General features: G+C 69.2%; 17 protein-coding genes. 3 read left to right on the top strand and 14 right to left on the bottom strand.

Annotation, left to right across the window (positions count from 1 at the left end; translation table 11 throughout):
• Positions 1-38: 38 nt before the first annotated feature.
• The 8 genes from U5918_RS07640 to U5918_RS07605 form a co-directional block, all read right to left on the bottom strand.
• Positions 39-173, bottom strand: coding sequence for a 30S ribosomal protein S27ae (locus U5918_RS07640; RefSeq protein WP_336000641.1), 135 nt, complete (start codon positions 171-173; stop codon positions 39-41).
• Positions 173-493, bottom strand: a complete 321-nt coding sequence (locus tag U5918_RS07635) for a 30S ribosomal protein S24e (RefSeq protein ID WP_336000639.1) — start codon at positions 491-493, stop codon at positions 173-175. The genes U5918_RS07640 and U5918_RS07635 overlap by 1 nt, the downstream gene beginning before the upstream one ends.
• Before the next feature lie 105 nt (positions 494-598).
• Positions 599-1096: a GTP-dependent dephospho-CoA kinase family protein gene (locus U5918_RS07630; RefSeq protein ID WP_336003308.1), complete on the bottom strand. Its 498-nt coding sequence runs from the start codon at positions 1094-1096 to the stop codon at positions 599-601.
• 76 nt (positions 1097-1172) lie between these two features.
• Entirely contained in the window at positions 1173-1370 is a 198-nt protein-coding gene (gene spt4, locus U5918_RS07625) for a transcription elongation factor subunit Spt4 (RefSeq protein ID WP_336000637.1), read from the bottom strand.
• 2 nt (positions 1371-1372) lie between these two features.
• Positions 1373-1948 (bottom strand): DNA-directed RNA polymerase, encoded by a 576-nt coding sequence (locus U5918_RS07620; protein WP_336000636.1) that lies wholly within the window; start codon positions 1946-1948, stop codon positions 1373-1375.
• Position 1949: 1 nt separating this feature from the next.
• The gene (locus U5918_RS07615) at positions 1950-2327 is read right to left on the bottom strand and encodes a PIN domain-containing protein (RefSeq protein WP_336000634.1); all 378 of its coding nucleotides are present in this window, start codon (positions 2325-2327) and stop codon (positions 1950-1952) included.
• Positions 2324-3553, bottom strand: coding sequence for a translation initiation factor IF-2 subunit gamma (locus tag U5918_RS07610; RefSeq protein WP_336000632.1), 1230 nt, complete (start codon positions 3551-3553; stop codon positions 2324-2326). The genes U5918_RS07615 and U5918_RS07610 overlap by 4 nt, the downstream gene beginning before the upstream one ends.
• A 94-nt stretch (positions 3554-3647) precedes the next feature.
• Entirely contained in the window at positions 3648-4622 is a 975-nt protein-coding gene (locus U5918_RS07605; RefSeq protein WP_336000631.1) for an NAD-dependent epimerase/dehydratase family protein, read from the bottom strand.
• A 120-nt stretch (positions 4623-4742) separates the two neighbouring features.
• On the opposite strand from U5918_RS07605, the gene U5918_RS07600 reads away from it, so the two are divergent.
• Complete coding sequence (locus U5918_RS07600) at positions 4743-5828, top strand: guanosine monophosphate reductase (protein ID WP_336000630.1); 1086 nt, start codon at positions 4743-4745, stop codon at positions 5826-5828.
• Between the two features lie 14 nt (positions 5829-5842).
• Here the strand turns inward: U5918_RS07600 and U5918_RS07595 are convergent, their stop codons facing one another.
• From U5918_RS07595 to U5918_RS07580, 4 genes are all read right to left on the bottom strand, one after another.
• Positions 5843-7222: a uracil-xanthine permease family protein gene (locus U5918_RS07595; protein ID WP_336000629.1), complete on the bottom strand. Its 1380-nt coding sequence runs from the start codon at positions 7220-7222 to the stop codon at positions 5843-5845.
• Positions 7223-7358: 136 nt separating this feature from the next.
• Positions 7359-7904 (bottom strand): hypoxanthine/guanine phosphoribosyltransferase, encoded by a 546-nt coding sequence (gene hpt, locus U5918_RS07590; RefSeq protein ID WP_336000627.1) that lies wholly within the window; start codon positions 7902-7904, stop codon positions 7359-7361.
• Positions 7905-7953: 49 nt separating this feature from the next.
• Positions 7954-8898 carry an NAD-dependent epimerase/dehydratase family protein gene (locus U5918_RS07585; RefSeq protein ID WP_336000626.1) on the bottom strand — a complete coding sequence of 315 codons (945 nt, stop codon included), beginning with the start codon at positions 8896-8898 and terminating at the stop codon, positions 7954-7956.
• Between the two features lies 1 nt (position 8899).
• Positions 8900-10069 carry an NAD-dependent epimerase/dehydratase family protein gene (locus U5918_RS07580; RefSeq protein WP_336000625.1) on the bottom strand — a complete coding sequence of 390 codons (1170 nt, stop codon included), beginning with the start codon at positions 10067-10069 and terminating at the stop codon, positions 8900-8902.
• Positions 10070-10211: 142 nt separating this feature from the next.
• Between U5918_RS07580 and U5918_RS07575 the strand changes: the two genes are divergently transcribed.
• Both U5918_RS07575 and U5918_RS07570 read left to right on the top strand, forming a co-directional pair.
• Complete coding sequence (locus tag U5918_RS07575) at positions 10212-11315, top strand: DUF4330 domain-containing protein (protein WP_336000623.1); 1104 nt, start codon at positions 10212-10214, stop codon at positions 11313-11315.
• Positions 11308-11949: a hypothetical protein gene (locus U5918_RS07570; protein WP_336000622.1), complete on the top strand. Its 642-nt coding sequence runs from the start codon at positions 11308-11310 to the stop codon at positions 11947-11949. The genes U5918_RS07575 and U5918_RS07570 overlap by 8 nt, the downstream gene beginning before the upstream one ends.
• Here U5918_RS07570 and glmS read toward each other — a convergent pair whose 3' ends face one another.
• Positions 11950-13740 carry a glutamine--fructose-6-phosphate transaminase (isomerizing) gene (glmS, locus tag U5918_RS07565; protein WP_336000620.1) on the bottom strand — a complete coding sequence of 597 codons (1791 nt, stop codon included), beginning with the start codon at positions 13738-13740 and terminating at the stop codon, positions 11950-11952.
• The gene (glmU, locus tag U5918_RS07560; RefSeq protein ID WP_336000619.1) at positions 13740-14933 is read right to left on the bottom strand and encodes a bifunctional sugar-1-phosphate nucleotidylyltransferase/acetyltransferase; all 1194 of its coding nucleotides are present in this window, start codon (positions 14931-14933) and stop codon (positions 13740-13742) included. The genes glmS and glmU overlap by 1 nt, the downstream gene beginning before the upstream one ends.
• Positions 14934-14999: the final 66 nt, after the last annotated feature.

The raw sequence follows: 14999 nt of genomic DNA, 5'->3' as shown, positions 1-14999 counted from the left end.
CGGCACCGTGCCGTTCGCCCGGTGTCCGGCCCATCGCCCTACTGCCACTCGGTGTAGCTACACCGACCGCAGTGGAGCCGGTCGCCGTGGTCCGCGAGGAAGGAGTCGCCACAGCGCGGGCACGTCTCCTTGTCGGTCGTGCCGTCGTCGTTGTAGAGCTCGTTGCGGGCCATTATGCCTCCTCGGCCTCCTCTTCGGCCTCGGCCTCGCCGTCGGCGGCGATCTTGTTCCGGGAGAGCATGTGGTCCTGCTCGACGTCCGCGGCGAACTCGGGGCTCTCGTAGACCTTCGCGTAGCCGACGGTCTTGCGCATCCCGTACTTGGTGTCGAGTTCGTGGACGACGACCTCTTCGGCGTCCTTGTTCAGTTTGGCGGCGAGACTGTCTCGCACGGACAGTCGCGACGGTGTCGCGTCCTCGTGGACGACCTGAAACCGGACGTCGGTCCGGTGTAACATCGGGTTCTCGGTCTCCTCGATGATGTCGATCTCCATGGTTCGTTGGTCGTACGTCCCCGCGAAGCGAGTAAAAGGATTTCGAAGGGCGTACCGCGTCCCGGCACGCGCCCGCCGCGCCCGATCCGCCGGTGGCCGTCGCCCTCAGCGCTCGAGCAACGCCCGCAGCCGGTCCGCGTCGCCGTCCATCCGGTCGAACAGGTCCGAAACTCGCGCTTTGATCTCCTCGTCGCAGTCGACCAGCACCATCCCCTCGTCTGGCTGGCCGTAGACGACGCTCGCGCCCGTCGGTGCGGCCGCGACGGCCGGCAGCGTCGCCAGGTCCTCCTCGCCGTCGACGACGAGCACCGTCGTCTCGCCCTCCGCCGCGGCGTCGAGGGCGTCTGCGAGCGCCGAGAGCAGCGCCGCGCTCAGCCCCGCCGCGGGGTTCGAGACCGTGACTTCGCGGTCGAACACGCCCGATTCGATGGCCTCTCGGACGTGGTCGTCGATGGCGGATCGCTTCGTCAGGCCGTCGATCAGCGCCACGTCGGGGGTACGCCCGGCCTCGATCAGGTGGTAGGTGACCATGTCGCCGACCGCCACGATCGGCGGCTCGGCGGCCGACAGCAGGGCGTCGGTCTCGGTGTAGACCGCGCCCATCGGCTCTTTGAGTTCGCCGCGCAGTTCCTGCTGCAGGCTGACGACCACGTCGGTGGAGTCTGTGTCGTCTGGCACGTCAGCGGACCTTCAGCGCGTATTTGCCAGGCTCTTCGACCTGCATCTCCGCCGCGATCTCGCTGTCCTCCGGGTGAGATATGATCACGTAGCCCGCCCAGTCCTCGGTCAGGGAACTGGAGCCGCAGGCGACGCAGGCCTCCTCCTCGCCCGATTGCTGGACGCGGTGACACTCGCGGCAGACGAGTCTATCGGCCATGGCTATTCACCCGTCGTCGCCTCGCTCTTGCGCTCCTGGCGCTTGGCTTCGAGCCAGCCGTGCTTTCCGAGGCCGACCTGCTTGGCCGTCAGGCCGATCTTCGAGTCCCGGGGGTTGCGCTCGTCGATGCTCTTGGTGACGATGCGGGCCCGCACCGCGTCGCCGACCGTCAGCGTGTCGTTCGAGTCCCTGGAGGCGAGCTGCTGGTTGTCCTCGTCGTAGGCCAGGTACTCGTCGGAGATCTGCGAGACGTGGAGCAGCCCGTCGACCGGACCGATGCCGACGAAGGCACCGAAGTTGACGACCTCGACGATCTCCCCGTCGACGACCTCCTGCATCTGGGGATCGAAGGTCAGGGCGTCGAATTCGGCCTCGTAGTAGACGCCCGGTTCGTTCGGGAGGACCGCCCCCTCCCCGATGTCGTGAACCTCGACGACGGAGACGACGCTGCCGACGTCCTCGTCCATGCGTCCTTCCAGTTTGTCCTGCAACAGCCGCTTGATGCGTCCCGGAGTTACGTCAGCGAGGTGCTCCGGGGGCACCTCTACCGTGTCGCGAAGTCGAACCCGTTTGTACATGTTATGGTTGAGTGATGGCGAGTTTGTGCTGGCCCCTTAAACCAATTACTGGAACGCCACGGTCCAGTACGCGGTCCCGCAGGGGCCGGTCGTTCGTGACGACGCAGTCGCACTCGCCCGCGTCGGCGAGTTCGACGATGGCGTCGTCGGCGTACGATTCTCCGTGATCGAGGACGCGAGCGCGGTCGGCGAGGTCCCGTCCGACGCTGGCGGCCGTCCCCTCCTCGCCGTTGCCCTGCGACAGCGAGTCGAGTTCCGTGACGACCGCCTCCGGCACCGCCAGATCCGGGTCGCCGACGACGCGGTCGAGTTCCTCGAACAGCCGCACGTCGCATTCGACCGGCATCATCAGCGCGCTCGTGTCCAGACAGACCGTCATTCCCGCAACGTCCCGACGCCGATCAGCCGCCAGCGCGCGCCCACGCGACGGTTGATCGCGATCTTCGAGCCCGGCTCGGCGCAGACCGGTCGCTTCAGCGCGACCTCGCACTCGCCGCCCCGGGCGCTCGTGACCGACCCGACGGTCGTGGCCGTCCCGAGGGTGAGCATCAGCGGCTCGCCGGTCGAGATCTCCTCGACCTCCTCGTTCTCGCCGACGATCCGCTCGAGGAGTTCGACGTCCATCTCGAACTGCTCGAAGGTCGGCGGGAGCGTCCCCGGCGGCCCGGCGACCTGTCCCGCCAGCGCGTCACCTTTCGTCAGCGACGGGTCCAGTCCGGTCCCGACGCCGAGCAATCCACCTGGGGTGGCCTCCTCGACGTCCTCGCCGCCGGCCTGCAGCGACCTGATCGTCGTCTCGACGGGCCGCCACTCGGTCTGGCCGCCCTCCTCGATCTCGCGACCGGGTCGGAGCTCGATGTCCTCGTCGGCGTGGAGCTGCCCCTGGACGAGACTGCCGCCGAGGACGCCGCCGAGTAGGGAGTCCCAGGTCGTCCCCGGACGGTTGATGTCGAAGCTGCGCGCGACGAGCATCTGGGCGTCCTCGGTCGGGTCCCGGTCGGGCGTCGGAATCTCCTCTTCGATGGCCTGGATCAGCACGTCCACGTTGACGCCCTGCTGGGCGGAGACGGGGACGATGGGTGCGCCCTCGGCCACGGTGCCGGACACGAACTCCTGGATCTGTTCGTAGTTCTCGGCGGCCTGCTCGCGGTCGACGAGGTCGACCTTGTTCTGGGCGATGACGATGTTGTCGATGCCGATGATGTCCAGGGCCATCAGGTGCTCTTCGGTCTGGGCCTGCGGGACGGGCTCGCTGGCGCTGATCACCAGCACCGCGCCGTCCATGATCGAGGCCCCTGAGAGCATCGTCGCCATCAGCGTCTCGTGGCCGGGCGCGTCGACGAACGAGACGGTCCGGAGCGGCTCGCTGGGCGAGCCGTCGGGACACTCCTCCTCGACGGTGTACTTCTCGGGTTCGTCTTCGTCCGGACACTGCCGGAACGTCGCGTCGGCGTACCCCAGGCGGATGGAGATCCCGCGTTTCATCTCCTCGGAGTGTTGATCGGTCCACTCCCCGCTCAGCGCCTGGACCAGCGTGGTCTTCCCGTGGTCCACGTGGCCGACGAGCCCGATGTTCACCTCCGGTTGTCGGTGTTCGTCTGTCATTTCGGAAGTAATCTTACGATATCTTCGCCCCGTGCGCGTGATAAAGTTGCTGTTCTCGCCCGCGACGCCGTCCCGCCTCCGGGATGCGCTCTCGCTACTCCGCGAGCAGCGATCGGATCGAGTCCTCGACCGACGCGGCCGGCTCCCAGCCGAGTCGGTCGGCCGCAGCGGTCGTGTCCACGGCGAAGTCCTCCACCATCGTCTCCCCGCTCCGGGGGTTCTCGACCAGTTCCACGTCCACCTCGATGCCCCGCTCCTCGCGGGCGATCGACTGGACCAGTTCCGCCACGTCCATCACGCCCGGGTCCTCGTCGCTCGCGATCTCGTACTTCTCGACGCCCGTCGCGTCGGCCTCGCGTTGCTCGACCAGCCGCTCGGCGCTCTTGACGAAGGCGTTCGCCACGTCCGTGACGTGGACGAAGTTCCGCGACTGCGTCCCGGGCTCGTAGACCGTCAGCGATTCGCCCGCCAGCGCCCGGTTGACGAAGAAGTTGATCACCGTGCCCTTCGAGACCTCCTGGTCCCCGATCTCGTGGCGGCCGTAGAGGTTCGAGATCATGAACTGGTGGGCCGGGAAGGCGCCGTCGGCCAGCGAGTCGATGGCCTGCTCGCCGAGCACCTTCGTCCGGCCGTACCAGTTCAGCGGGTCCCGCTCCTGGTCGACGGTGATCGGGAACGCCTCGGGATCGCCGATGACGGCCATCGAGAAGGGGAAACACAGCGCCGCGCCGGTCTTGCGACAGAACCAGGCGACGTTGTTGGTGCCGACCACGTTGCCCTCGTAGGCCAGGTCGGGCTTGTCGTCGCAGTCGTCGACGCCGGAGATCGCCGCGAGGTGGAGGACGACGTCCGCGCCGTCCAGGGCGTCCTCGAGCCGGTCCCGGTTGCGGATGTCGACGTGCTCGACCGCGACGTCGTCGATCTCGCGGAGGTCGCCCAGGTAGAAGTTGTCGAGTGCCGTGAGTTCCCACTCCGGGTGATCGCGCTGTAGCTGTGCGACGACGCGGCTGCCGATGTAGCCCGCAGCGCCGGTGACGGCGACGTGGACCGGATCGGAGGACTCGCTCATAATCCCTCCGTCCACGCGAGGGGTTACAAAGTTTCGTGGTTGGCCCTCGCTGACAAGAGCCGACACCTTCTGTCGGGAACGGCGGATTTATCCGTCCGCAACCGCTTTACCTGTGCGGTCATGGACGAACCGCGAACGGGACTGAGCTACGGAGACGTGTTACTGGTGCCGAAGCGTTCGCCGGTCGATAGCCGGAGCGACGTGGACCTCACCGCCCGGCTCACCCCCGACCTGGAACTCGATAACCCGCTGGTCTCGGCGGCGATGGACACCGTCACCGAGGCCGACCTGGCCATCGCACTGGGCGAAGCGGGCGGTATCGGGACGATCCATCGCTTTCTCACCGTCGACGAGCAGGCCAGCGAGGTCGCGACCGTCGCTGACGCTGGCCTGCCCGTCGCCGCCGCGGTGGGCATCGACGAGGACCACGTCGCCCGCACAGCGGCGCTCGCCACCGCCGGCGTCGACGCCGTCGTCGTCGACGTCGCGCACGGGCACATGGAGCGCACCCTGGACGCCGTGGCGGAGATCCGCGAGGCCTACCCCGACCTCGAACTCGTGGCGGGCAACGTCGCCACGCCCGCTGGCGTCGAGGACCTCGCCGCGGCCGGCGCCGACTGCGTGAAGGTCGGCATCGGCCCCGGCTCGCACTGCACCACCCGGAAGGTCGCGGGCGCGGGCGTCCCCCAGCTAACGGCCGTCGACGACTGCGCCGAGGCCGCAGCCGACCTCGACGTGACGATCTGCGCCGACGGCGGGATCCGGACTTCCGGCGACGCCGTGAAGGCTCTCATGGCGGGCGCGGACACGGTCATGCTCGGGAGTCTCTTCGCCGGGACGGCCGAGTCACCCGGCGACACCGTCGAGATCGACGGGACGCGCTACAAGCGCTCGCGCGGGATGGCAACCACGGCCGCCGCCGAGGACCGCTCTGACAAGGAAGAGGACGTGACCGCCGACGAGGGCGTCGAGGGCCTGACCCCGTTCAAGGGCCCCGTCGCCGACGTGGCCGGGGAGTTCTGCGCCGGTATCAAGTCCGGCCTCTCCTACTGCGGCGGCCACACGATCCCCGACGCGCGGGAGAAAGCCGAGTTCATCCAGGTCGCGGCGAGCGCTCGCGAACGCGAGGGCGCCCACACCGATCAGGAGTGGGAGACCATCAGCGTCGACAGCACGAAACACGCGAAAGTCGATGGCGACGACTGACTGCTGACTGACTCCTAATCGTCCTTCGAGACGAGGCCGATCGACTCCGCGGGCGTCTCGTCGGGTGCGGAATCGAACAGCGGGCTCTGCTCGCCGGGCACGAACGTGTTGAGCACCAGCGCCGACAGCGCCGTCAGGATGACCGGTTCGCCGAAGAACGTCTCGGCGGCCGCGGGCAGGCCCTGCAGCGCCTCCGGGCGGGTCGCCACGCCGAGACCGAGGCCGAGCGAGACGGCCATGATGACCATGTTCCGGCGGTCGAGGTCGGTGTGGAGGAAGATCAAGCGCGCCCCGGAGGCGGCGACCATGCCCACCATCAGGAGGACCGCGCCGCCGAACACCGGCTGGGGGATGGTCGTCACGACCGCGCCGACCTTCGGGCTGAACCCGAGCACCGCGAGGATGACGCCGCCGACGCCGACGACGTGGCGGCTCATCACGCCGGTGAAGTTGACGATGCCGACGTTCTGCGAGAAGGAGGTGACGGGGAAGGCCGCGAAGACCGAGCCGATCGAACTCAGCAGGCCGTCGGTCAGGAGCCCGCCCCGGAACTCCTCGTGGGACGGCGTGCGGCCCTCCGCGGCCGTGATGCCCGACATGTCGCCGACGGTCTCCATCGCCGAGACCAGAAAGAGGAAGGCGAAGGTGACGATGGCGATGGGTTCGAACTCGAAGCCGAAGGCGCCGGGGCGCGGGATCGCGACCCAGCTCGCCTGCCCGATCGCACTGAAGTCGACGACGCCCAGCGCCACGGCGACGGCGTAGCCGACGACGATGCCGACGAGCACGCTCAGCAGGCGCATCACCCCGCTCGTGAACATGTTGAGCAACACGGCGATACCGAGGACGAGCGCGGCGAGCCCCAGGTTGGTCATCGATCCGTAGTCCGCGGCGCCGACGCCCCCGGCCGCGTAGTCCATCCCGACCGGGATCAGGTAGAGACCGATGATGACGACGACCAGTCCCGTCACCAGCGGCGGGAAGTAGGGCTTGATCCGCTTGAACTGCCAGCCGACCAGCCCCTCGACCCAGAAGCCGGTCACGAGGATCGCGCCGAAGACCGCCGCCAGCCCGAACTCGGCGCCGATGGTCGTCGCCGCCCCGACGAAGGTGAAACTCGTCCCCATCACGATGGGCAGGCGCGACCCGACCGGCCCGAGCGCGTAGGCCTGGACGATCGTCGCCAGCCCCGAGAACAAAAGCACCATCTGCACGAGATAGGCCGTGTCGGCGGCGCCGATCCCCGTCGCGTCCGCGACGATGAACGCGACCGCCGTCGCCGGCACGATCATCACCGCGACGTGCTGCAGCCCCAGCAGCAGCGACTTCGGCCACGGCGGCCGGTCGTCGCGCTCGTAGTCCAGGTCGATCTCCCCGTCTGTTGCTGATGGCATCTATAGCCCTATCCAGCAGACATCATGTCATAGTACTTTCGTCATCGGGCGCGCAGGCGGGTTTCGTCCCGGAAGGGACGGCTCGCTCGCCGGTACGAACATGACGAAATCGTAACGGGACGGCGGGCTCTGCGCCTCAGTGAATCGTGACCTCGCCATCGGCGACGGTGATGTCGACGAGGCTCTCGACCTCGTGGTCGACGTCGTCCATCGCGGAGTCGCCGACCTTGCGCATGACGACGACGATGTCCGTGATCTCAGCGCCGATGCCGTCGAGGGCGTTGCAGATGGCCGCGAGCGTCCCCCCGGTCGACAGCAGGTCGTCGACGATCAGCACGCGGTCGTCGGGTTCGATGTCGTTGATGTACATCTCCGACTCGGAGTAGCCCGTCGACTTGTGCAGCGCCACCTCGTCTGGCAGGCCGTAGGCCCGCTTGCGGATGACGACCAGCGGGATGTCCGTCTGCAGGGAGAGGGCGGTCGCCAGGTGGATGCCCATGGCCTCGGGGGCGACGATCTTGTCCACGTCCAGGTCGGCCCGCTGCATGACCTCGACGACCACCTCCCGGAGGAGCGCCGGATCGAGCATCGGCACCCCGTTGCTGATCGGGTGGACGAGGTACTCGTAGCCGTCCTTGTCGACGATGGGGGCCTCGTGCAGCGACGCGAGAAGTCGGTCCATGGCCCGGCTATCGCGGGCGTCGGCAAAAGCGAATCGTTCTGGGGGCTGGTCACTCCTCGCCGGTGAACCGATCGGCCAGATCCCGCACGCCCTCACGGATCGACCACTCGGGCTCGAACCCGGTCTCGCCCAGTCTATCGAAGTTGACGTGGTAGGAGGGGCCGGGGTGTTCGTCCTCCAGGTAGGTCACGTCGACGGGGCCCACTTCGTCACGGACGAGGTCGGCGATCTCCGAGATGCGGAAGTTGCTCTCGTTGGTGCCGACGTTGTACACCTCCTTCTCCCAGTCGTCGGGGTTGCAGGCGGCGTGTTTGTACGCCGCGGCGGCGTCCTCGACGTGGATGAACGGGCGCCAGTTCGATCCGTCGCCGTAGACGGTCAGCGACCGGCCGGTGAGCGCGCGGAAGACGAAGTGGTTCACGACGAGGTTGAACCGGATCCCCGGCGAGTAGCCGTAGTTCGTGCTCATCCGGAGGGCGGTCCCGCGCATGTCGTGGTTCTCGCAGTACTCCGCGAGGAGGGACTCGGCCTCGTACTTGGCCTCGGCGTAGGGGTTGATCGGGTCGGGTTCGACCGACTCGTCGATGTCCCGGCTCATCGCCCGGCCGTAGATGTTACAGGAGGAGGCCGAAACCACGTTCTCGACGCCCAGTTTCCCCGCGGCCTTCAGGACGTTCTCGGTGCCGTCGTAGTTGACCGCCAGGGTCTCCTCGCGCCGGTCGTGCGTGCTGGCCGCGCCGGTGATGGCTGCGAGGTGGATCACCGTATCGACGCCGCGGGCGGCGTTCTCCACGTCGCCGTACTCGCGGACGTCGCCGCGTTTGAAGTCGACGTCGGCGCGGTCGCCGTTCCCGAGGGTCCCCAGCAGCGCGCGCGGGGAACCGTTCGACAGCGAGTCGAGGACGACGACCCGGTCGACGGCGTCGTCGGCCCGCAACTGCGGGAGGAGGGCGCTGCCGATGTACCCGCAGCCGCCGGTGACCAGGACGTCCATCCTACTCCTCCAGGACGCCCGGGAGGAAGCGGTCCTCGTGGGCCTCGATCGTGTCGGTGTAGCGGGTCAGCGTCTCGAAGATGTCGCGGACGCCGCCCTCGAAGTCCTGGGCCTGCTCGCCGATGAGCGCCTCGTAGTTTCCGTTCTCGATCTCCATCTTGTGGGTCTCGTCCTCGTCGCGGGGGTTCTCGAAGTGCTCGACGGCCACGTCGAGGTCGAACTCGCTGCCCACGTCGGCGATGGTCTCGGCGATCTCGACGATGCTGATTGCGCGGGTGACCTGGTTGTAGACGGTCAGGTCCTCGGGCCGGTCGTCGGGGTCGGCCAGCGCCAGCTGCGCCAGCCCCTCGACCGTGTCCTCCAGACTGATGAAGGGCTTGCGCTGTTCGCCCTTGCCGTAGACCGTGACGGGGTAGCCCGCGACGGCCTGCGCGCAGAAGCGGTGGCCGACGGTGCCGAAGTAGTAGTCGAAGTCGAAGCGGGTCTTCAGCCGGTCGTCGGACCGGGTCTCGTCGGTCTCGGTGCCGTAGACGATGGCCGTCCGGACGTCGGAGACCGGAATCCCGAACTGCTTGTTCGCCAGCCGCAGGTTCGCCGCGTCGTGGCTCTTGGTGAGGTGGTACCAGGAACCCGCCATCGCCGGGAAGGGAACCTCGTCGCGCTCGCCCTGGTTCTCCATGACCGCGCCGCCCTCGGGGATGGGGAACTCAGGTGCGCCGTAGACGCCCGTCGTCGTCGTCTCGACGAAGTGGGTGTCGGTGAGGTCGTGTTCCTCGAGCCCCCACAGCAGGTTCCGCGTGGCCTGCATGTTGTTGTGCTGGGTGTAGTTGGCCCGCTCGCCGTTGATCTGGGAGTACGGCGCGGAGGGCTGGGCCGCGGCGTGGACCACGACGTTCGGTTCGTGGACGGTCAGCAGTTCGTCGACGAACTCCTTCTCGACGAGGTCGCCCTGGACGAAAGAGAGGTTGTCGACGTCGTGGACCTCCCGGGCCGCGGCGAGGCGCTCGTCCATCCAGGCCACCGGCACGGCGCTCGTGGAGCCGACCTCCTCGACCCAGTCCCGGCGCTCGAAACTGTCCACTGCCAGCACCCGTTCGTCCGTGCGCGTCGCGATTCGCAGAGCGGTCGGCCACCCGACGTAGCCGTCACCGCCGGTCACGAGGATCGTCATTAGTTACTCGGTTCGTGAGTAACTGCCGGCGAATAAATAGCTTGCGCTCCGCCCGACGCCTCGCCGGCCCGCGAACGGCCCCGTCGGCGGGCCACCTCGTCGAAACCACTATACCCGCAGCATTCGACGCGGCGGACAGAGAATGACGTTGATCGACGAGGAGGGGCGGTTGTTCGGACGCGTCAACGTCGTCGACGCGCTCGTCGTGCTGGTCGTGCTGGCGGTGGTCGCGGCCGGAATCGCGCTGGTGACCGGGGGCAGCGAACCCCCGAGCTCCGGAACGGACACCGACGCCGAACCCGAGACCCGCTACGCGACGGTCGCGCTCGGCCCACAGCCGACCTGGCTCGCGTCGGCAGTTCAGACCGGGGAGAACGTCTCCCTCGGCGGGGCCGACGGGACGGCGACGGTGACCGACGTCCACCTCACGGGCGCACCCGACGGGCAGGTCGGTGTCTTCGCCCGCGTCGAGTACGTGGCGGGGACGCCAGCCCTCCGGACCGGTGCGACGGTCCCGATGGCCGGCGACGGCTACCGTGCCGAGGGCCAGGTCCGAGCCGTCGAGGCCAACCGGTCGACGCTCCGGACCGAATCGACGGCGGTCGTGGTCACAACGACGCTCGATCCGACAGCGGCCGCCGCGGTCGAAGCCGGCGACCGGTACACCGTTGGCAACCACACGCTGGCGACGGTCGAGTCCGTCACGTCGCGGCCCGCCCGTCGGAACGGCGAGCGTCGGCTCCGCATGTCCCTCACGCTTCGGACGCTGACGGTCGACGGGGAGCCACACTTCGCCGACCGGGGGCTCCGCGTCGGGTCTCGGATCCCGTTCCACACGAGCGACGTGGCCGACCTGAACGGGACGGTAGAACAGGTGGGCTCGCTCGACCCCGCCGGCGAGCCTGCGCCCGTCACGATGACCCTCTCCTGGGAGAACGTCCGCCCGGAAGTCGCGGACGCGATCGCGGCCGGACAGGTCGAGACGCACCGCGGCGCCACGGCCCGGGTCACCGACGTCTCCACCGAACCCGCGACGTTCGTCCGGTCGAACGAGGCGGGCGAGCTCTTCGTCCGGGAACACCCGCGCAACCTCGACGTGACGCTGACGGTCCGGGCGACCGCCAGACGTCACGGCTCCGAACTCCGCTTCCACGGCCGGCCACTCACCGACGGCGAGACCGTCGCACTGGAGTTCGACAGCATTACGCTTCGCGGGACCGTCCTCGACGTCGAGACCGATGCCTGACCACCCGCCCGCCGACGCCGACGAGCGGGGCCGCCTCCGTGACGTCGTCGGTGACTGGCTCGCCGGGTCACGCGTCGGTCGCGCCTGGGGCAGGCTCTCGGCTCGGCTCGCGACCGCCGCCGACGCGTCTGTCGTCGGGCGACTAGCCGACACCGCCGGCCGGTGGACTCGCGGCTCGTTCTGCTACCGGTGGCTCACCGCCGAACCGGAGCCGGACGTGATCGTGATCGACCTGCGGGAGACCTACACCGTCGGCCCGATGATCCGGCTGCTCGAGCGCGTCACCGAACCGCTCGCGACGGCCTGGGATCGGTCCAGCACCGAGGCGACGGGGCGGGCGATCGGCGACGCCCCCGTCCGGGCGCTCGGGATCGTCGTCGGCGTCGCCGTGCTCGTCGAGGTCGCGCTCTCGCTCGCCCTGGGCGGAATCTCGCAGGCGGGCGTTGGCTGGCGACTGATCCTGCTCGGCCTGGCCGCCCTGGCGGTACAGATCCCGCTCTCGGCGAGCGAACTCGCGGCGACGCGCGGCGGCCGGCTCCTTTGGGCTGTACTCGAACCGCCGGAGCCGTCCGAACAGCGGGATTCGCAAGAGGAGACGGCGATTGACAAGTCGGCGACGGAAGACGGCGACTGATTACTCGACGGTGACGCTCTTCGCGAGGTTGCGGGGCTTGTCGATGGAGCGGCCGAGCCGGTTCGCCGTGTGGTAGGCCACCAGCTGGAGCTGTACGTTGGCGACGACGGCCGCCACCCGGCGGTGGGTGTCGGGCACCTCGAGGACGTGGTCGGCGTAGCGCTCGACGTCGCTCGCGCCGTCGGTGACCGCCACCACCGGCGCGTCGCGGGCCTCGACTTCCTTGACGTTGCCGACGGTCTTGGTCGCCTGCTCGTCGTCGCCGGTGACGACGGCGAAGACGGGCGTCTCGCTGGTCACGAGCGCGAGCGGCCCGTGTTTGAGCTCCCCGGCGGCGAACCCCTCGGCGTGTTTGTAGGTGATCTCCTTCATCTTCAGCGCGCCCTCGAGCGCGACGGGGTAGTGGAGGCCGCGGCCGATGAAGAAATAGGACTCGGCGTCGCGGTAGGCCTCGGCGATCTCGGCGGCGGTGGAGGTGTCGAGGATCTCCTGGACGGCCCCGGGCAGGTCGCGCATCCCGCTGATGACCTCGCGGTCGTCGTCGACGCTCGTGATCGCCAGCGCGAGCAGATTGAGGGCCGCGATCTGGCTGGAGAAGGTCTTGGTCGCGGCGACGCCGATCTCCGGGCCGGCCCGGATGTACAGCGCGTGGTCGCACTCGCGGGCGGCCGTCGAGCCGACCGTGTTCGTCACCGCGAGGGTGCGTGCGCCGCGCTTGCGGGCCTCCCGCAGCGCGCTCAGCGTGTCGGCGGTCTCCCCGCTCTGGGTGACGCCGACGACGAGGGCGTCGCCGATCGGCGGCGTGGCGGAGGCGTACTCGCTGGCCAGGAACGCCTGCGCGGGGACGCCGGCCTGCTGGAACAACTGGGCGGCGTAGACCGCGGCGTGGTAGCTCGTCCCGCAGGCGACCAGCTGGATGCCCCGCGGCGAGAGGTCGCCCAGGTCCGCGAGGTCGACCTCGCCGGCGAGTTCGTCCACCCGGCCCCGGAGACACTGCCGGAGCGCCCGGGGCTGCTCGTGGATCTCCTTGAGCATGTAGTGGTCGTAGCCGCTCTTGCCCGTCTCCTCGGGGTCCCAGTCGACGGTGTCCTCCGTCTTCTCGACGGGGTCGCCGGAGAGCGTGGTCACCCGGTAGCCGTCGGCGTCGACGACCGCGAACTCGCCGTCCGCGAGGTAGACCACTCTGTCTGTGTGGTCGCGGAAGGCCGGCACGTCGCTGGCGATGTAGTAGGCGTCGTCGTCCACGCCGAGGACCAGCGGCGAGTCGTTGCGCGCGACGAAGATCCGGTCGACGCCGTCGAGGACGACGGCGACGGCGTAGCTCCCTTCCAGGCGGGCGATGGCCGACCGGACGGCGTCCTCGGGGTCGGCGCCGTCGGCGAGTTCGTCCTCGATCAGGTGCGGGACGACCTCGGTGTCGGTGTCGCTGCGGAACTCGTGGCCGGCCGTCGAGAGCTCGTCTCTGAGCTCCTGGTAGTTCTCGATGATGCCGTTGTGGACGACCGCGATCTCGCGATTGCAGTCGAGATGCGGGTGGGCGTTTTCGTCGGTCGGCGGCCCGTGCGTGCTCCAGCGGGTGTGGCCGATCCCCACTGATCCGGAGAGGGACTGGTCCTCGAGCGCCGCCCGGAGTTCGTCGATCTCGCCGGCGGTCTTGCAGACGCCGAGGTCGCTGCCGGCCAGTGCGACGCCCGCGGAGTCGTAGCCGCGGTACTCCAGCTTCGAGAGGCCGTGGACCAGCACGTCCAGCGTCTCGCCGTCGCGGCCGGCGCAGCCGATGATCCCGCACATCAGCGCACCACCTCCGCGCCGTCGGGGACGCGGCCCTGGACGTGGGCGCCCGTGTGAATGTGCGCGGAGGGGCCCACCAGCGTCCCGGGGGCGACGCTCACGTCCCCCTCTGCGGTGACGCGGTCGGCGAGCACCGCGCCCAGGCGCTGGTCCTCGAAGACCTCGTTGCCGACCCGCACGTCCGCGCGGCCGCCGGGGACGATGCTCCCGGCGCCGAGGTCGACGTCCTGACCGGTCACGGTGTCGACGAGGACGCTCCCGGCGTCGACCCGGGCGTCGGCGTCTAACACTGTGCGCTCGACGGTCGCGTTCGCGCCGACGGTGACGTTGTATCCCAGCGCGGCGTCGGGCCCGACGACGGCGCCTGGTGCGATCTCAGAGTCCGCGCCGACGACGACCGGCGCGCGTAGCGTCGCGTCCTCGTGGACGCGAGCGTCGTCGTGGACCCAGACGCCCTCCGAGCGCTCGGCGACGTCGACCCGGCCGCGGGCGAGTACCTCGCGGGCGACCGTCAGCAGGTCCCAGGGATAGGTGGCGTCGACCCACATCCCCTCACAGCGGACGCCGTGGACGCGGTCGTTCTCGGCGAGGCGGGCGATGGTGTCGGTCAGCCCGAGTTCGCCGGCCGAGCGGGGCGTGTCCGCGATCTCGTCGAAGATCGTCGCGTCGAAGGCGTAGATCCCGGCGTTGATCAGCCGGTAGTCGTCCGTCGTGGGCTTCTCGACGATCTCCGTGAGTTCGTCGTTGCGGAGGACGACCGCCCCGTACTGGTTCGCGTCGGGGTGTTCCATGACGGCGAGGGCGGCGGCGGGGTCGTTGCGGGAAAAGCCCTCGGCGACGGCCTCGACCATCGAGGCCTCGATGAGCCGGTCGCCGTTGACGACCAGCGGCGGGCCGTCGACGGCCGCACGGGCCTGCAGGAGGGCGTGCCCGCTGCCCAGTTGCTTGTGCTGGCGGACGTACTGCACCGGAACGTCCCGGTAACTCGGGCCGAAGTGGTCCTGCACCCGGTCGTGCTTGTAGCCGACGACGCAGACCAGCTGGTCCATGCCGGCGTCGACCAGGGCGTCGAATACGTGTTCGAGGATCGGGCGGTCGGCGGCGGGGAGCATCGGCTTCGGGCGGTTGCGCGTCAGCGGACGCAACCGAGTCCCCTCCCCCGCAGCGAGAACGACCGCCGTGCTGACGCTCATATCAGATGGTTGCCGGCGGCCCGTTTCAACCTTCCGGCTGCCGTACCGATATTTCGGACGCTTCAC

It is taken from the genome of Halorientalis sp. LT38 (genome assembly GCF_037031225.1).
GTDB classification, from domain to species: Archaea; Halobacteriota; Halobacteria; order Halobacteriales; family Haloarculaceae; genus Halorientalis; species Halorientalis halophila.
Note: the sequence above shows the minus strand (reverse complement) of the source record. Positions and strands in the feature narration are given on the sequence as shown.